Raw genomic sequence first — 16051 nt, 5'->3', positions numbered from 1 at the left:
TAATCGATTTCGACCAGACCACCCCAATACGTCACTTTGCTGAGATCGGCGCGTTGGGGGCATCGAAGTCTGGGTGGATGTCACTCCTCCAACAGACACACAAGGACGAAATCATGAACAAGCTGCTCGCCGTGCTGATGCTTACCGCCGCCATTTCCGTTGCCGCCTGCGGCAAGAAGGAAGAGGCCCCGCAAACCAACGCTGACACCGCCATGCAGAGCGCCGCCGAATCGGCCAAGGCCGCTGCCAGCGACGCCGCCGCTGCCGCTGCAAATGCCGCCGACGCCGCCAAGGCCGCCGCCAGCGGCGTGGCCTCGGATGTCTCGGCCGCCGCCGACAAGGCCCGCCAGGACGCCGGCAATGCCATGGCCCACGCCAAGGAAGCCACCAAGGACGCCGTCAACACCACGGCCGACAAGGCCAAGGACGCCGTCAACAAGTAATAGCCCTACGCAGGCGCGCGCGGAAGCCGGCCCCGAATGGGCTTACACTAGGCGCCTGAAGCAGAGCCACGCGAAAACCCCGTCAGGCCCAGGTCCGACGGGGTTTTTTGCGAGCCGGCCGCCGATTGTCCAGACGCACCGCCGATGTCCTCGAATCCTCCGGGCGATTTTCCGCCCCTGCCGTCCACGCCCACCCTGCGCGAAGCGCAAACGCTTGCCGCCATGGCCGGCCTGCCGGCGCTGGAGGCACGCATGCTGCTGTCCCACGTTACCGGGCTCACGCGCACGCAGTTGATCACCCGCGACCAGGACCATCTCAACGATGCACAACGTGATGCATTTTCCACGTTGCTGGCGCGGCGGCTGACCGGGGTGCCGATGGCGTACCTGCTGGGCGAACGCGAATTCTTCGGCCGCACGTTCCGGGTCACGCCCGATGTGCTGATTCCGCGCCCCGACACCGAAGTGGCGGCCGAGGCATCGCTGGCCCGCCTGGCCGGCATCCACGCGCCGCGCGTGCTGGACATGGGCACCGGCTCGGGCATCCTGGCCGTGACCATCGCCCGCGAGCGGCCCGACGCCGAAGTCTGGGCCACCGACATCTCGCCCGGCGCCCTGATGGTGGCGCAGGACAACGCCCGTGCGCTGCAGGCGGACAATATCCGCTTCCTGGTGTCCGACTGGTATCACGCGCTGCCGCCCGGGCAGCGGTTTCATCTCATCGTCAGCAATCCGCCCTATATCGCGGCGGGCGACCCGCACCTGGCCGAAGGCGACCTGCGCTTCGAGCCGATCGACGCGCTGACCGATCACGAGGACGGCCTGGCCGACCTGCGGGCCATCGTCGCCGGCGCCACGCAGCGGCTGCTGCCACAGGGCTGGCTGCTCATGGAGCACGGCTACGACCAGGGCTACGCCACCCGCCACCTGCTGACCAGCGCGGGTTTTGCCGAGGTGTTCACGGCACGCGACCTGGGCGGCAACGAACGCTGCAGCGGCGGCCGGCTGCCGGGCTGACGCCTGGCTGATACCCCTATCTGATGCCGGAGCCCGATTCCGGTAAAATCCGCTGATCCCCATGCAACCGGACCGTTTTCATCATGAGTGACGTACAACAGAAGATCGACCAGATCGTGAAGGGCAGCCCCGTCGTGCTGTTCATGAAGGGCACCGCCCAGTTTCCGATGTGCGGTTTCTCGGGCCGTGCGATCCAGATCCTGAAGGCCTGCGGCGTTGACGCGCCGACCACGGTCAACGTGCTCGAAGACGACGCCATCCGCCAGGGCATCAAGGAATACGCAAGCTGGCCGACCATTCCGCAGCTGTACGTGAACGGCGAGTTCGTCGGCGGCTCGGACATCATGATGGAGATGTACCAGAACGGCGAACTGCAATCGCTGCTGAAGGCCTGAGCCTGTCTGGAACTGCCATGCCTGTGAATCAGGGCGGCGTGCCGCAACGGCTGATCGTCGCCATCACGGGTGCCACGGGCGCCGTCTACGGCGTCCGGCTGCTACAGGTGCTGCGCGATGTGCGCGGCGTGGAAACCCACCTGCTGATGTCGCCGGCCGGCATCATGAACCTGCAGCACGAACTCGACATCGGCCGCGCGGAAGTCGAGGCGCTGGCCGATGTGGTTCACAACGTGCGCGATATCGGCGCCACCATTGCCAGCGGATCGTTCCGTGCCCACGCGATGATCGTGGCGCCGTGCTCGATGCGCACACTGGCCGCCGTGGCCCACGGCCTCTCGGACAACCTCATCACCCGCGCGGCCGACGTCACGCTCAAGGAACGCCGCAAGCTGGTGCTGATGGTGCGTGAAACCCCGCTGAACCTGGCCCACCTGCGCAACATGACCGCCGTCACCGAGATGGGCGGCATCGTATTTCCGCCAGTGCCGGGGTTCTATCAGAAGCCGCAAAGCATCGCCGAGCTGGTCGACCATACCGTCGGCCGCGTGCTCGACCTGGTGGACCTGCGCGACATCGGTGAAACGCTCGCGCCGGGATGGGGCGGGCTGAACAGCGGCGCGAGCGACTAAGCAAGGGAGTTCTCTCTTGCCAACCTTTCCAACGGCTTACCAGTGCCGGTACCGGCGCCCGTAATAGCCACCGTAGTACCCGCCACCGTAGTAGCCATACGATGGCCGCACCACCACGGCCGGCGGGGCCACGTACACCGGCGCGGGCGCTACCGCGACCGGGGCCGGGCCGACCTCTGGCCCGTACGGCGTGGGATATACCGCGCAGCCGCCAAGCATGGCCGCGCCAGTCACTGCCAGACCCAACACAATCGCTTTCGTTCTCATCACAACGTCCTTTTTGTCCCAGGCATTGCGTCATCTCAATGCGCTGTCCTCAAGAACGTTATACGGGTGCGTCTGGTAATACAGCGTCAAGGCGCTGTAACCCTTGTTACGATTCGCAACGTCTTCATGCATGTAAGCGGCATGCCGTTTCAGACGTCGAAGCGAATGCCCTGTGCCAGCGGCAGGGTGTCGCCGTAGTTGATCGTATTGGTGGCACGGCGCATATAGCCCTTCCACGCGTCGGAACCCGACTCCCGGCCGCCGCCCGTCGCCTTTTCGCCGCCGAACGCGCCGCCGATCTCCGCCCCACTGGTGCCGATGTTGACGTTGGCGATGCCGCAGTCGCTGCCCGCCGCCGACAGGAACACCTCCGCCTCGCGCAACGACTCGGTAAAGATGCACGACGACAGGCCATGCGATGCCGCGTTGTTCAGCGCGATGGCTTCGTCCAGCGATGTGTACGGCATCAGGTAGAGGATGGGCGCGAAGGTCTCGGTCAGCATCGTGTCATGCTGGGTGTCGGTCAGCACCAGCGCCGGCCGCACGTAGCAGGCGCGCGGGAAGCGGTCGGCCAGCAGCCGCTCGCCGCCATGCACGACGTTGCCCTGCGCGCGGCAACTGGCCAGCGCATTGGCCATGGCGTCGCCAGCCGGCGCATCGATCAACGGCCCGACCAGCGTGCCGTCCTGCAGCGGATCGCCCACCGGCAGGCGCGCATACACCTGGCGCAGACGCTGCGTCACGGCCTCGATCCTGTCCGCGTGCACGAACGCGCGGCGCAACGTGGTGCAACGCTGCCCGGCCGTACCCGCCGCCGCGAACGTCATCGCGCGGATGGTCAGTTCCAGGTTGGCCGAAGGCGCGACGATCGCCGCGTTGTTGCCCCCCAGCTCCAGGATGGCGCGCTTGAAGTGCGCGGCGCAGGCCATGCCGACTTCGCGGCCCATGCGCGTGGAGCCGGTCGCGCTCATCAACCGCACCGAAGGATGCTGCACCAGTGCCTGCCCCAGCTGGCGCCCGCCGGTCAGCACACAGCACAGCCCCGCAAGCTGCGGCGCATGGTCGTCGAACACCCGGTCGAGCAGCCCCTGCACGGCCAGCGCGCACAGCGGCGTCTTTTCCGAAGGCTTCCACACCACGCCATTGCCACACACCAGCGCCAGCGCGGCATTCCAGGCCCACACCGCCACCGGGAAGTTGAACGCGGAGATCACGCCGCACAGCCCGTACGGATGCCAGGTCTCGCGCATGGCATGCGCGGGCCGCTCGGAGGCAATCGTCAGCCCGTGCAACTGGCGCGACAAACCCACGGCAAAGTCGCAGATATCGATCATCTCCTGCACTTCGCCCAGCCCTTCCTGCAGGATCTTGCCGGTCTCCAGCGACACCAGCCGGCCCAGCGCCACCTTGTGGACACGCAGCGCCTCGCCCAGGCGGCGTACCACCTCGCCGCGCGCCGGCGCCGGCATCAGCGCCCAGACGCTCTGCGCCGTGCGGGCGCGGGCGATGCGGGCGTCGGCATCGGCCGGCGAGCTCACCGGCACCTGGCCGAACACCTCGCCGTCGATCGGCGAACGCACGTCCAGCGTGCCCGCCGCGGCGGCACCCGTCGAGCGCCATGGCAACGGCAGGCCCATCGCCTGCCAGCAATCGGCAAATTCCTGCGCTTTCATGCGAGCGTCTCCTGAAGAGGGTGCCGCGCGTAATGCTGGCCGAAGCGGTTGGCCAGAAAGCTGTCGAGCGGCATGGCTTCCTGTTTCACGAATCCGGACTGCGGCAGCACCCCGGTGGCCACCAGATCCAGCGCGGTGCAGATACCGGCCGCCGTGGTCAGCTGGATCGCATTGACATGGCCAATGCCGGCGAAATCGTCCATGCCGCCGATCCGCGCGGAGAACGATGCCTGCGTCAGCGGCCCGCGCCCGCCGTCGCCGCGCGCGCCGGGCGGATGACCGGTGGCGCTGGCAAACACCACCACCACATCCTGCGCCGTCACCGGAATGGCGTGCTCGAAGATCTCGCGCAACCAGTCGCGCCGTTCGCGCAACCGCAGGTCGTTCAGCAGCAGCTTCATCTGGGCACAGTGGCCGGGATAGCGGATCGACTTGTAATCGACCTGGCGCGCGCGTCCGGCCAGCGTATCGGGCAGCGTGCCCAGCCCTCCAGAGGTATTAAAGGCTTCGTACTCGACGCCGTCCAGTGCGAAGGACTCGTGCCCCTCCAGCGCGGGCAGTTCCACGCGGCGGCCGTCCACGATGGCCTCGCACGGATTGCAGTATTCGTTGATCAGCCCCTCGGTGCTCCACGTCAGGTTGTACTTGAGCGCGTTGCTGGGGTAGCGCGGCAGCGCGCCCACGCGCATGCGCAGGTCGTGTAGTTCACCGCCGCCGCGCAGAAAGCGTTGCGCGAGGTCGTGCCCGACCACCCCGATAAAGCCCGGCGCCAGCCCGCACTGCGGCATCAGCACTGATCGCGCGCCGCCGGCCAGCGCGCGGATGGCATGGGTGGCCGCCACGTCCTCGGTCAGGTCGAAGTAATGCACGCCCAGGCGCGCGGCCACCGTGGCCACCGGGATGGCGGCATGGAACGGCAGCGCGTTCATCACGGCATCGGCTCCGGCCAGCAGCGCCGCGCAGGTGCCGGGTTCGGTCGGATCGCCGGCCCGTACGTCGATGCCGCGCGGCACGCCCTCGAGCCGGTGCGCGTCGCGATCGACCAGGCATACGCGGTAGTCGCCGGCATTGGCCAGCATCGTGGCCATCACGCGGCCGATCTTGCCGGCACCGAGCACGACCACCGAAAGCGGACGGGGGACGAGCGTCAGGTCGCGCACCGCGGCGGGACCGAGCGTGGAAGCTTGCATGGCGGACTCCGTCAGAAACGTGTGGGGGGGTGACTGAAGTATGGGCAGCCGCGCGCACGTTTTATAGCCACAAGATTGACGAAACCCCGGCATAATCGGTCACATTGACATAGTATTTTGACGAATCGTCATCGACACCCATGGCTGACCTCGACCAGACCGATCGCCACCTGCTGGCCCTGCTGCAGGCCAACGCCCGGGAGAGCGCGGCCAATCTGTCGCGCGCGCTGGGCATTGCGCGCACGACCGTGGTGGCCCGCATCGCGCGGCTGGAACGCACGGGCGTGATCGCCGGCTACGGCGTGCGGCTGGGCAGCCAGATGGAGGACAACGCCATCCTGGCGTTCTGCGGGCTGTCGGTGCAGCCGAAGGCGGCGCCGGCCGTGGTGCGCGCGCTGCGGCGGTTCCCCGAGGTGGAGGAACTCAACTCGGTCAGCGGCCCGGTGGACTATATGGCCGTGATCCGGTGCGATACCCACGCGCGGCTGGACAAGCTGCTGGACGAGATCGGCATGCTCGACGGCGTGAACCACACCACCACGTCGATCGTGCTGGCGCGCAAGATCGACCGGCGGCGTGCTGCCGGGTAGCCGGTGCCGGCCCGAAGCGTTCGGCATCGCCAGCGCGATTGAAACGGGCGCGCTATGCTTGCCCTCCTTGCAACCGGAGCGGGAGAGAACGATGAACGAGACGATTCGCGTTGCCGTGGGCGGCGTCACAGGCTGGGCCGGCGGCGAGCTGGCGCGGGGCGTGGCCCACGCCGCCGACATGACGCTGGTGGCCGGCCTGTCGCGGGGCGCGGCGGGCCAGACGCTGGCCAGCCTGACGGGCCACAAGGACACGCCCGGCGTGGCGGCAGCCAGCATCGAGGAACTGGGCAAGACGCCGTATGACGTCTATGTCGAATACACGAAGCCGGTGGTCGCCAAGCACAACATCCTGCAGGCGCTGGCGCACGGCGCGCATGTGGTGGTGGGCACGTCGGGGCTGTCGGACGACGACTATGCCGAGATCGACGCCGCGGCACGCAAGGCCGACCGCGGCGTGCTGGCCTGCGGCAACTTTGCGATCACGGTGGTATTGCTGCAAAAGTTTGCCGAGATGGCGGCGCGCCATCTCGACCACTGGGAAATCATCGACTACGCCAAGGCGGGCAAGGTGGATGTGCCGTCCGGCACGGTGCGCGAACTGGCGTTCCGGCTAGGCCAGGTCAAGCAGGCGGCGCAGGCCGTGCCCGTGGACCAGGTCAGCGGTCCGAAGGAGACGCGCGGCGCCACGATGTCCGGCACGCAGGTGCATGCCGTGCGGCTGCCGGGATACCAGCTGGGGGTCGAGGTGATCTTCGGCGCCGACGGCCAGCGCCTGCACATCAGGCACGAAGCCGGCGACGGCTCCAAGCCCTATGTGTCCGGCGCGCTGCTGGCCATCCGCAAGGTGCATACCGTGCGCGGTGTGGTGCGCGGCCTGGACAAGGTGATGGAAGGCCTCTGACGCTGGCGCGCCCCGGTCCATCGATCTGACGGCCTGATGGTCTGACGGCGCGCTGTCCTGCCGCCAGGCGGTCGATTTACCAGCTGCCCGGATTGATCGGCTTGGCCGGGGCTTTCTTTTCGGCCTTGTCGGACTTGTCGGACTTTTCCGTCTTCTCGGCCTTGTCCGTCTTTTCAGCCTTGTCTGCCTTGCCGCCCTTGCCTGCCGGCGCGGGAGGCGGCGCCAGCGACTTGGCCACTTCGGCATCGCGGTTGGCCATCAGCGCGCGCGCCTGCGGCAGCAGCAGTTCGATCGTGCCTTCGGCCGGGTTCTCGGGAATCGCGTAGAGCTCGACGGTCAGCGGCTTGCGCATCCAGCCCGCGTGGATGCTTCGCACGTCCTTGCCGGCCTTGTCCTTCATGTCCACCATTTCCTGGCGGAACGGCTTGCCATAGCGGGCATTGAGCGCCTGGGCGGCGGCGTCCTGCGAGCGGATGCCGTCGGTCGGCACGATGACGCCCACCAGCGCATTGCCATCGACCAGCGCCACCAGGCGCGGTCCGTCCATGAACGCGGGTCGCTGGTCGCGCGGCACGCCCACCTGGCGCATCACGCCGTCGCCACGCAGTTCCACGCAGTATGCGGTCACATCCTTGCCATCCGGGGTCCGGTGGTCGGCGCAATCGGGCAACGCGGGCAGCGGGCTGCCGATCTCGAGCGTATCGAGCATCGTCGAAAAACGGTCCTTGCCGTCGGGGGCCGGCGTGGCGGTGGCATTGGGGGCCTTGATGGCAGGCTGCGCGGCCGGTGCGGCCGTTGCAGCCGTGGCGGCTTGGGCGACAGACGTCGCCAGCAGGGCGGCAACTGCCAGCCCGGCAAGAGGAAATCTCAAAACACACTCCTGAAAACGGCTCCGCATTGGAGCCGGCTCCGTCCCGAGGGTTCCTGCCGGGAAATACCGGGCATCAGCGATGTGATGCCGGATCGACAGGGGGTCAGAGCATACGCTTCACGGCATGGAAGCATACCAGCGCGATGCCGATCAGCACTGCCCACAGGATCAGCTTTGGCACCGGGCTCGGCGGCAATGGCTGTGCCGGCGTGCGTCGGGGGGCGGGTGCGCGCATGCGGGTGCTGGACTGCAGCCCGCGTGTATGCCAGATGGCGGTATCCGCGCCAAGGTCGTGCCATGTGGCGCTGTGACGGGACGTGCTGGTGTGCGGCTCGTCGGCGCTCGGCGTGGTCGGGCGCGTGCCGCCCGGTCGTTGTGTGGCCATCTTCTGCTCCCCGAAAATGCATCGAATGCCTGTCCGACGAGGTCTTGTGCCGCCGGTACACATGCGTTGCCGGCCAATCTGCTGCCGCCGTTCAATGCGCAGCAGATGTTAAGACATCGGCCATGCGTCCGCTACGGCGCTTCAATGCCGAACCCACACTTTGGCGAGGGGCCGCACAGGGAAGTTTGTAACCAGCTGTTACGGCCACGACGAAGGGCCGCTTGCGCCACTATCCGGGCGCTCAAGGGGGCGTCATGCCGGTGGGTCCTTCCGTGCGATGGCCATCGCTTCACGGCGGAACGCATGACCCATATGGTGATAGAACGGATGCGGGTTGAACTGGCGCGACAGGAACGACGCCAGCAGCGATGCCGCCAGCAGGAAGATGGTCAAGTCCTGCGTGCGCGTCATTTCCATCACGATCACGCTGGCGGTGATGGGCGCCTGGGTAGCCGCCGCCAGGAAGGCCGCCATCGACACCAGCGCCAGCACGCGCGGCTCGGCCATGCCGGACATGAAATGGGTCACAAAATCGGCAATGTTCGCGCCGATGCCGGCACCGATGGCCAGCGCCGGGGTGAAGATCCCGCCCGGGATGCCCGCGAAGTACGACACCACCGTGGCCACGAACTTGGCCAGCCCGAACCACAGCGTGCTGTGCGGCTCGCCATTGATCAGGCCGGACGCCTGCTCGTAGCCCGTGCCGAACGTGGCGCCGGCGGTGGCCCAGCCCACCACGGCCACGACCAGCCCGCACAGGAAGGCCAGCCAGACCGGATGCGCGGTCGTCCAGCCGCGCCAGGCCGACGGCACCAGGCCGGGCACGCCGCGAATCAGCAGCTTGGCGAACAGGCCGCCGGCCACGCCGTTGACTACCGCGCACAGCAACACCGGGCCCCACGCGTCGTGCAGCACCAGCATCGGCACCTTCACGCTGAAGTACGGGTTGTTGCCCAGCACGGCCAGCGACAGGAAGCCCGCTGTCAGCACACCGGATAGCACCAGCCTGTCCCACCGCACGGACGTGCCGCGACCCAGTTCCTCGATGGCGAAGACCACGCCGGCCAGCGGCGTGTTGAACGCAGCCGCCAGGCCGCCCGCCGCGCCGGCCGCGATCAGCGAACTGGGATGAAAGCCGATGCGGAAGCGCAGCTTCTGCTGGCACCACTGTCCCCAGGCCAGCATGGCAGCGGCGCCCACCTGGACCGAAGGCCCCTCGCGCCCCACCGACGCGCCCGCCAGCAGCGCCCCAGCGGTCAGCAGCACCTTCCACATCGATTGCCGGAACGACACCAGCACGGTCTGCGCCACGCCGGCCGGTGGCAGCGTCACGGCCGCGATCACCTGCGGAATGCCGGAGCCGCGCGCCTGCGGCGCCAGCCGGATCGTCAGCCAGCGCAGCGCGGCCAGCCCGAAGGGCAGCATCACGAACGCCAGCCACGGCGTGGCCGTGGTCAGCTTCGCGTTCCAGCGCAGCGCAATCTCGGCGATGTAGGCAAAGACCATCGAGAACAGCGCCACCCCGCCGGCGCCGCACATGAACGCCGCATAGCGCATCGACGTGCGCGAGATACGGCCCACCTGGCGCGTCTTGCGATTCGCCGCGCGGCGCGCGTGAACGCGGAGTTCGCCAAGCCTGTCGCGGCGCGCGGCAGGTCCGGATGGCGCGTTGGCGTCGGGAAGGTTGGAATCAGGCGGCTCGACAGGGTCGGTCATGGCGTCGATGCGGAAAGCATGCGGGGGCGTAAAAAACGCCCTCAACTATACGCCCCTGATTTTCCGCCACGCACGGGTCCGCCGCGCCGGCTCAGTCCAGGCTGATGCTGTTGGCGCGAATCACCTTGCCCCAGTTGTCGCGATCGGCTTGCACATAGCGGTCGATCTCGGCCTGGCTGCGCGGCTGTTGCACGATCAGTCCCAGCGCGTTGAACGTGTTGCGGAACGGCGTCTCGGTCAGCACGTGCGACGCGGCAGCCTGCAGTTTGGCGACAGCCTCCGGCGGCGTCTGGGCCGGCACGGCCAGGCCGAACCATGTCGCCGCATGGAAGTTGGGGTATCCGCTTTCGGCCACCGTCGGCACATTGGGCAGGACATCGAGCCGCGAGCGGCCCGTCACGGCCAGCGCCTTGAGCTTGCCGGCCTTGATATGCGGCAGCGAGGTGCTGACCACATCCACCATCAGCTGCGTGTCGTTGGCCAGCAGCGACGCCAGCGCCGGCGCGCTGCCGTTGTACGGCACGTGCGTCATCTCGATGCCCAGCTCCGACTTCAGCATTTCCGTGGCCAGTTGCAGCGGATTGCCAAGCCCCACCGACGAATAGTTGAGCTTGCCACCCGCGGCCCTGGCGTATGCGGCGAAGTCCTTGATGTTGCTGGCCGGCACCTGGTTGTTGGTGACCACCACCAACGGCACCTCGATGCCGATCAGGATGACCTTGAAGTCCTTCGGGTCGTAGCCGGTCTTCTTGTAGAGCATCGGGTTCAGCACCATGCTGGCGCTGCTGCCCATCAGCACCGTATAGCCATCCGGCTGCGCCCGTGCCACGCCCTGCGTGCCCACCATCGTATTGGCGCCGGGGCGGTTCTCCACCACCACGGGCTGCTTCAGCTCGCGCGCCATGCCTTCGGCCATCGCGCGGCCAAACTGGTCGGTCGAGCCGCCCGGCGTGTATGGGACGACGAGCTTGACCGGTCGGTCGGGATAGGCGGCCAGGGTGGGCGCAGTGAACGCGACCCCCAACAAGGCGGCGCAGAGGGTGAGGGAAATACGGTGCATGGTTGTCTCCTGCTTTATAGGAATCGAATCGCGGTGCCGCGCCTGCCCTCTCCCCCGCCCTTCTCCCGCCGAGCGGGAGAAGGGCAAGAACCGTGGGGCAAGTCGTGATCAGACCCGCCGCTGGCGGCCAGCCCAGTGCTGGTCCCGCAGCCGGCGCTTGGCCAGCTTGCCGGTTTCGTCGCGCGGCAGCCGCTGGACGACCTCGATCGAGCGCGGCACCTTGAAGCCCGACAGCCGGCCGCGCAGCCATTCGATCACCGCAGCGGACTCCACGTCGGCGCCCGCCACCGGCTCGATCACGCCGTGCAGGCGTTCGCCGTACTCGTCGTCCGGCACGCCGAACACCACGCAGTCCGCCACGCCCGGATAGCGCACCAGTTCATGCTCGATCTCGGCCGGATAGATGTTCACGCCGCCCGAGATGACCATGTCCGACGCCCGGTCGCAGATGAACAGATAGCCGTCGGCATCGACGTAGCCCATGTCGCCCAGCGTGACGCGCCCGTCGATGTCGATCGCACGGCGCGCCTTGTCGTTGTTCAGGTAGGTGAAGTCGGGGTAGGCGGGCTGCCGCACGTACACCAGCCCCACCTCGCCCGGCGCGCACGGCCGGCCGTTCTCGTCGATGATGCGCACGCTGGCGTCGCCCACGGGGCGCCCGGCCGTACCGGGGCGGGCCGCGGCATCCTCTGGCGTGGCCACGGTGACCAGGCCAGCCTCGCTCGACGCGTAGGTTTCGTGGATCACCGGCCCGAACCAGTCAAGCATCGCACGCTTCACCTCCGGCGAGCACGGCGAGCCGGTGGACGCGACAAAGCGGATCGACGACAGGTCGTACTTCGCGCGCACTTCGGGCGGCAGCTTCAGCAGCCGCACGTACATGATCGGCACCAGGTAGAGCACGTCGATGCGGTGCTTTTCCACCAGCGCCAGCACCTGCTCGGCATCGAAGCGCGGCGCCAGCACCAGCCGCTCGGCCATCTGCAGCGCGTTCTGCACGTACACGCTCGGCGCGCTGTGATAGAGCGGCGCCGTCATCAGCGCACGGCAGCCGGGCACGATGCCGTAAGCCTGCCGGATCAGCGATCGCAGGCGGTCCTGCTGCGCGTCCAGGTCCGCCAGCGGCATCGCCTGGCGCAACACGCCCTTGGGCCGGCCGGTGGTGCCCGACGTGTAAGCCAGGTGCCCGCGCGGCGCCACGCGCGGCCCGTCGTAGGCGGTCTGCGCGGCCAGACACGGCTCGTATTCGATCGCATCGGGATGCGCGCCGCCCACCACCAGCACCGCAACGCCATCAGGTACCACCGCCCGCACGGCCGGCAGCAGATCGGCATGGACGATCAGCGCGCGTGCACCGCTGTCTTCCAGCAGGTAACGCACTTCCTCGGCCATGAAATGCCAGTTGATCGGGCAGTAATAGGTGCCTGCCGCGCGGCACGCGAACACCACGTCGGCGAATACCGGGTCATTGCGCAGCAGCACCGCCACCACGTTGCCCTCTTCCAGCCCGAGCCGCCTCAGCCCGCCGGCCAGCCGCATGCCGCGGTCCAGCACCTCCGCGCCGGGGCGCTGCAACGATTCGAACCAGAGGTCTGCGGGCATGCGGGGTCTCCTTGTATTGGCTGCCGGCGGCGATGGAATCGCGAATGTCTGCCGATGACTGGCCACTTTAGCGATGCACGCCAGCATCGACAATCCCATCTGACCGAATCACAATGTTGCGTCAAACTTGACATTGCTTTCAGAGTCGTCGCATGGACCTCAACCTTGTGCAGGCCTTCGTGGATATCGTCGAAGCGGGCAACCTGGCCGAAGCGGGACGCCGGCGCGGCGTCACGCGGTCGCAGATCAGCCGGCAGCTTGGGCAGCTGGAAGAACAGGCTGGTGCCATGCTGCTGCGCCGGACCACGCGCCACCTGGAGATGACCGATGCGGGCCAGTCGCTCTACGAGCACGGGCTGCGCATCCTGCAGGAGATGGCCGCCGCGCAGGCCGAGATCGACAGTCTGGGCAAGACGCTGCGCGGCCATGTGCGCGTGAGCGTGCCCACCGGGCTGGGCGACGCGTTTATCGCCCCGCTGCTGCTGCGTTTTGCCGAACTGCACCCGGGCATCTCGCTGCGCGTGTTCTTTGCCAATCGCGTGACCGACCTGATCGCCGCCGAGATCGATGTGGCGCTGAAAGTGACGTCGCTGCCGCCGCTGGACACCGTGGCGCGCGAGGTCTGCGCCATCCGCTGGCAGCTGTGCGCGTCGCCGGAATATCTGGCGCGCACCCCACCGTTGCAAAAGCCGTCCGATCTGTCGGCGTGCCGGTTCGTTTGCCCGCCCTACACTTCGAGACGTTTCCTATTGACGCTGGGCCGCGATTCCGCGTGCGGGCCGGAGCGGCACGATGTGGAGATCACGCCCTACCTGCAATCCGAACACTTTCCGTTCCTGATGAACGCCGTGCGCCAGGGCCATGGCATCAGCCTGCTGCCGGTCTACATGGGCTGGGAAGATGTGCGCCGGGGCACGCTGGTGCCGGTGCTGCCCGACTGGAAGCCCGAAGGCCTTGGCAACCGCCTGTACATCATCACCACGCCAAACCCGCATCTGTCGATGGCCACGCGGGCGTTGATCGGGTTCCTGCGCGAGGCGGTGACGGGGTTGCCGGTATTCGCACAAGCCTGACAAAAATCGCCTGTCGACTTTCAAATCGCAAGCTATTATCTCCTTTACTTGCATATCAAAAGTAAAACGAGGAGACGATGGCACATACGGACTTTGCCAATATGCCGTGCCCGGTGGCGCGGTCGATGGCGGTGCTGGGCGAGCGATGGGCGATCCTGCTGATGCGGGAGGCCTACTACGGCAGCTCGCGATTTGACGATTTCGAGAAGCACCTGGGCATTGCGCCCAACATCCTGAGCGCGCGGCTCAAGACGCTGGTCGAGCATGGGCTGCTGGAAAAGGTGCCGGCACCTGGCGGCGGCGCGCGGCAGGTGTACCAGCTGACCGAGATGGGGCGCGACTTCTTCCCCGTCTACGTGTCGCTCAAGGCCTGGGCCGACCGCTGGCTGGCCGACGACAAGGGGCCGCTGACCGTGCTGGAAGACAAGCGCGACGGCGGCGAGATCGTGGCCGGGTGCCTGACCCGTGCCGATGGCAGCACGATCACCGTCGATGACCTGCGTGTGCGGCCCGGCCCCGGCGCCGGCCGGTATCTGCGCGAACGCTTTGGCACGCAACCCACCACGGAGGCCGCCGATGAGCAAGCCTGACGCATTGACGCTGGACGGCCGGGCCGCCGCCGCGGAGCCGGTCTCCAACGGCGAGATCGCCCGGCGCATTGCCGTGCTGGCCGCGCCCACCAGCCTGGTGGCCTTCCTGCAGGCCGGTTCCCAATTGATCGAAACATGGCTCGCCGCGCGCCAGGGCACGGAGGCGCTGGCCGGCTGGGCGGTAGTGCTGCCGTTCGCGCTGCTGCTGCAGCAGATGTCGACCGGTGCGATGGGCGGCGGCGTGGTGTCGGCCATCGCCCGCGCGCTCGGTGCCGGCAAGCGCGACGATGCGTCGTCGCTGGTCATGCACGCGATGATCATCGCGCTGACAGCGGGCCTGGTCTTCGCCATTGCGCTGGCCGGCTTCCCGCATCAGGTGTTTGGCGCCGTTGGCGGCAGCACGGCGGCCGAAGCGGCCGCGACCTATGCGATCTGGCTGTTCGGCCTGGGTGCGGTGCCGGCGTGGCTGGCCAATACGCTGGCGTCGGTGCTGCGCGGTGGCGGACGCCATGCGCTGGCCGCGCGCGTGTTGGCCGGCATGTGGATCGTGTTTCCCGTGCTGGCGTGGTGGTTTGCCGAAGGACTGGGCATGGGACTGGCTGGTATTGGCGCGGGGCTGGCGGCGGCATCGTGGGCGGCGGCGCTGATGATGGCCTGGGTGGTGATGCGCGGCGGCGCCGGCTTTGTGCCGACGCTGCGCGTGAAGCTGTCGGGTGCGCTGTTCCATCGCATTCTGGCGGTTGGACTGATTGCCTGCGCGCTGGCATCGGTGGCCAACCTGACGACGATCCTGGTCACGGCGCAGCTGCGTCACTACGGCACCACGGCCGTGGCGGCCTATGGCATTTCGGCGCGGCTGGAATTCCTGATGATTCCGCTGGCATTCGGCGTGGGATCGGCGCTCACGGCGCTGGTGGGCCGCTCGGTGGGCGCTGGCGACTGGCACACGGCGCGCCGTACCGCCTGGGTGGGCGCGCTGCTGGCACTGCTGCTGGCGGGCAGCGTCGGCGCCGCCGTGGGGCTGGCGCCAGCGCAGTTCGCCGCCCTGTTCACCAAGGATGTGGAGGTGGCCGCCATCGCGGCGCGGGCGCTGTCGTGGGTCGGCCCGGCATTCGGCGGATTCGGGCTGGGCATGGCGCTGTACTTCGCGTCGCTGGGCGCCGCGCGCATGCGCTGGCCAATCATCGCCGGCCTGAGCCGGATCGGCCTGGCCGCGGGCGGCGGCTGGGTACTGGCCAACGTGGCCGGGATGGGCCTCGACGGCCATTTCCTGGGCGTTGCGCTGGGGATTACCGCTTATGGGCTGGTCACGGCGATGGGGGTGCGCAAGGGGGAGTGGTCGCCGCGTAATGGATGACGGGTGGGCTTTCGACTTGGGGGGCGGGGGCTCTGGCTGCGGGGGTCTCGATTTGCAGCGCTTTGCCCTCTCCCCCGGCCCCTCTCCCGCTAGGCGGGAGAGGGGAGAAAGACAGCGGTGTTGCCGAGGCTCTTGGCATTTTCTTTTTCCTCTGACATTTGCGCCGCTTTGCCCTCTCCCCCGGCCCCTCTCCCGCCGGGCGGGAGAGGGGAGACAGACAGCGGTGTTGCCGAGGCTCTTGGCTTTTACTCTTTCCTCTGACATTTGCGCCACTTTGCCCTCTCCCCCG

17 protein-coding genes are annotated in these 16051 nt (G+C 67.9%); 9 read left to right on the top strand and 8 right to left on the bottom strand.

Annotation, left to right across the window (positions count from 1 at the left end):
• Window positions 1–113: 113 nt before the first annotated feature.
• The 4 genes from AC3FJ6_RS24220 to AC3FJ6_RS24205 all read left to right on the top strand — a co-directional run bounded on the left by AC3FJ6_RS24220 (window position 114) and on the right by AC3FJ6_RS24205 (window position 2487).
• Window positions 114–443 (top strand): hypothetical protein, encoded by a 330-nt coding sequence (locus AC3FJ6_RS24220; protein WP_400393550.1) that lies wholly within the window; start codon window positions 114–116, stop codon window positions 441–443.
• 144 nt (window positions 444–587) lie between these two features.
• Window positions 588–1460, top strand: a complete 873-nt coding sequence (gene prmC, locus AC3FJ6_RS24215; RefSeq protein WP_488774046.1) for a peptide chain release factor N(5)-glutamine methyltransferase — start codon at window positions 588–590, stop codon at window positions 1458–1460.
• A gap of 83 nt (window positions 1461–1543) precedes the next feature.
• Window positions 1544–1855 (top strand): Grx4 family monothiol glutaredoxin, encoded by a 312-nt coding sequence (grxD, locus tag AC3FJ6_RS24210; RefSeq protein ID WP_153949151.1) that lies wholly within the window; start codon window positions 1544–1546, stop codon window positions 1853–1855.
• 17 nt (window positions 1856–1872) lie between these two features.
• Window positions 1873–2487 carry a UbiX family flavin prenyltransferase gene (locus AC3FJ6_RS24205; RefSeq protein ID WP_488774045.1) on the top strand — a complete coding sequence of 205 codons (615 nt, stop codon included), beginning with the start codon at window positions 1873–1875 and terminating at the stop codon, window positions 2485–2487.
• 36 nt (window positions 2488–2523) lie between these two features.
• Here the strand turns inward: AC3FJ6_RS24205 and AC3FJ6_RS24200 are convergent, their stop codons facing one another.
• The 3 genes from AC3FJ6_RS24200 to AC3FJ6_RS24190 all read right to left on the bottom strand — a co-directional run bounded on the left by AC3FJ6_RS24200 (window position 2524) and on the right by AC3FJ6_RS24190 (window position 5617).
• Complete coding sequence (locus AC3FJ6_RS24200; RefSeq protein ID WP_488774044.1) at window positions 2524–2754, bottom strand: hypothetical protein; 231 nt, start codon at window positions 2752–2754, stop codon at window positions 2524–2526.
• 149 nt (window positions 2755–2903) lie between these two features.
• Entirely contained in the window at window positions 2904–4427 is a 1524-nt protein-coding gene (amaB, locus tag AC3FJ6_RS24195) for an L-piperidine-6-carboxylate dehydrogenase (RefSeq protein ID WP_488774043.1), read from the bottom strand.
• Window positions 4424–5617, bottom strand: coding sequence for a saccharopine dehydrogenase family protein (locus AC3FJ6_RS24190; RefSeq protein ID WP_488774042.1), 1194 nt, complete (start codon window positions 5615–5617; stop codon window positions 4424–4426). The genes amaB and AC3FJ6_RS24190 overlap by 4 nt, the downstream gene beginning before the upstream one ends.
• Window positions 5618–5757: 140 nt before the next feature.
• On the opposite strand from AC3FJ6_RS24190, the gene AC3FJ6_RS24185 reads away from it, so the two are divergent.
• Together AC3FJ6_RS24185 and dapB are read left to right on the top strand one after the other, a co-directional pair.
• Window positions 5758–6207, top strand: a complete 450-nt coding sequence (locus AC3FJ6_RS24185) for an Lrp/AsnC family transcriptional regulator (RefSeq protein WP_153949147.1) — start codon at window positions 5758–5760, stop codon at window positions 6205–6207.
• 91 nt (window positions 6208–6298) lie between these two features.
• Window positions 6299–7108, top strand: coding sequence for a 4-hydroxy-tetrahydrodipicolinate reductase (dapB, locus tag AC3FJ6_RS24180; protein ID WP_488774041.1), 810 nt, complete (start codon window positions 6299–6301; stop codon window positions 7106–7108).
• A 76-nt stretch (window positions 7109–7184) separates the two neighbouring features.
• On the opposite strand, the gene AC3FJ6_RS24175 is transcribed toward dapB, so the two are convergent.
• From AC3FJ6_RS24175 to AC3FJ6_RS24155, 5 genes are all read right to left on the bottom strand, one after another.
• On the bottom strand, window positions 7185–7979 hold the full coding sequence (locus AC3FJ6_RS24175; protein WP_488774040.1) for a hypothetical protein: 795 nt from the start codon (window positions 7977–7979) through the stop codon (window positions 7185–7187).
• Between the two features lie 103 nt (window positions 7980–8082).
• Window positions 8083–8364, bottom strand: a complete 282-nt coding sequence (locus AC3FJ6_RS24170) for a hypothetical protein (protein WP_488774039.1) — start codon at window positions 8362–8364, stop codon at window positions 8083–8085.
• 252 nt (window positions 8365–8616) lie between these two features.
• Entirely contained in the window at window positions 8617–10080 is a 1464-nt protein-coding gene (locus AC3FJ6_RS24165; RefSeq protein WP_488774038.1) for a chloride channel protein, read from the bottom strand.
• A gap of 91 nt (window positions 10081–10171) precedes the next feature.
• Window positions 10172–11140 (bottom strand): Bug family tripartite tricarboxylate transporter substrate binding protein, encoded by a 969-nt coding sequence (locus AC3FJ6_RS24160; RefSeq protein WP_488774037.1) that lies wholly within the window; start codon window positions 11138–11140, stop codon window positions 10172–10174.
• Window positions 11141–11248: 108 nt separating this feature from the next.
• Window positions 11249–12742, bottom strand: a complete 1494-nt coding sequence (locus AC3FJ6_RS24155; protein WP_488774036.1) for an acyl-CoA synthetase — start codon at window positions 12740–12742, stop codon at window positions 11249–11251.
• 152 nt (window positions 12743–12894) lie between these two features.
• On the opposite strand from AC3FJ6_RS24155, the gene AC3FJ6_RS24150 reads away from it, so the two are divergent.
• The 3 genes from AC3FJ6_RS24150 (at window position 12895) to AC3FJ6_RS24140 (ending at window position 15762) form a co-directional block, all read left to right on the top strand.
• A complete protein-coding gene (locus tag AC3FJ6_RS24150) occupies window positions 12895–13815 on the top strand; it encodes a LysR family transcriptional regulator (RefSeq protein WP_488774035.1) in 921 nt (306 codons plus the stop codon).
• A gap of 77 nt (window positions 13816–13892) precedes the next feature.
• Window positions 13893–14405 carry a winged helix-turn-helix transcriptional regulator gene (locus tag AC3FJ6_RS24145; protein ID WP_488774034.1) on the top strand — a complete coding sequence of 171 codons (513 nt, stop codon included), beginning with the start codon at window positions 13893–13895 and terminating at the stop codon, window positions 14403–14405.
• Window positions 14392–15762: an MATE family efflux transporter gene (locus AC3FJ6_RS24140; RefSeq protein WP_488774033.1), complete on the top strand. Its 1371-nt coding sequence runs from the start codon at window positions 14392–14394 to the stop codon at window positions 15760–15762. The genes AC3FJ6_RS24145 and AC3FJ6_RS24140 overlap by 14 nt, the downstream gene beginning before the upstream one ends.
• The last annotated feature ends 289 nt before the right edge of the window (window positions 15763–16051 follow it).

The organism is Cupriavidus sp. 94F1 (assembly GCF_057798875.1).
Note: the sequence above shows the minus strand (reverse complement) of the source record. Positions and strands in the feature narration are given on the sequence as shown.

Excerpts from the sequence above, each read along its gene's own strand:
- AC3FJ6_RS24220 (WP_400393550.1), top strand. The coding sequence starts at position 114 with ATGAACAAGCTGCTCGCCGTGCTGATGCTTACCGCCGCCATTTCCGTT.
- prmC (WP_488774046.1), top strand. The coding sequence starts at position 588 with ATGTCCTCGAATCCTCCGGGCGATTTTCCGCCCCTGCCGTCCACGCCC.
- grxD (WP_153949151.1), top strand. The coding sequence starts at position 1,544 with ATGAGTGACGTACAACAGAAGATCGACCAGATCGTGAAGGGCAGCCCC.
- AC3FJ6_RS24205 (WP_488774045.1), top strand. The coding sequence starts at position 1,873 with ATGCCTGTGAATCAGGGCGGCGTGCCGCAACGGCTGATCGTCGCCATC.
- AC3FJ6_RS24200 (WP_488774044.1), bottom strand. The coding sequence starts at position 2,754 with ATGAGAACGAAAGCGATTGTGTTGGGTCTGGCAGTGACTGGCGCGGCC.
- amaB (WP_488774043.1), bottom strand. The coding sequence starts at position 4,427 with ATGAAAGCGCAGGAATTTGCCGATTGCTGGCAGGCGATGGGCCTGCCG.
- AC3FJ6_RS24190 (WP_488774042.1), bottom strand. The coding sequence starts at position 5,617 with ATGCAAGCTTCCACGCTCGGTCCCGCCGCGGTGCGCGACCTGACGCTC.
- AC3FJ6_RS24185 (WP_153949147.1), top strand. The coding sequence starts at position 5,758 with ATGGCTGACCTCGACCAGACCGATCGCCACCTGCTGGCCCTGCTGCAG.
- dapB (WP_488774041.1), top strand. The coding sequence starts at position 6,299 with ATGAACGAGACGATTCGCGTTGCCGTGGGCGGCGTCACAGGCTGGGCC.
- AC3FJ6_RS24170 (WP_488774039.1), bottom strand. The coding sequence starts at position 8,364 with ATGGCCACACAACGACCGGGCGGCACGCGCCCGACCACGCCGAGCGCC.
- AC3FJ6_RS24165 (WP_488774038.1), bottom strand. The coding sequence starts at position 10,080 with ATGACCGACCCTGTCGAGCCGCCTGATTCCAACCTTCCCGACGCCAAC.
- AC3FJ6_RS24160 (WP_488774037.1), bottom strand. The coding sequence starts at position 11,140 with ATGCACCGTATTTCCCTCACCCTCTGCGCCGCCTTGTTGGGGGTCGCG.
- AC3FJ6_RS24155 (WP_488774036.1), bottom strand. The coding sequence starts at position 12,742 with ATGCCCGCAGACCTCTGGTTCGAATCGTTGCAGCGCCCCGGCGCGGAG.
- AC3FJ6_RS24150 (WP_488774035.1), top strand. The coding sequence starts at position 12,895 with ATGGACCTCAACCTTGTGCAGGCCTTCGTGGATATCGTCGAAGCGGGC.
- AC3FJ6_RS24145 (WP_488774034.1), top strand. The coding sequence starts at position 13,893 with ATGGCACATACGGACTTTGCCAATATGCCGTGCCCGGTGGCGCGGTCG.
- AC3FJ6_RS24140 (WP_488774033.1), top strand. The coding sequence starts at position 14,392 with ATGAGCAAGCCTGACGCATTGACGCTGGACGGCCGGGCCGCCGCCGCG.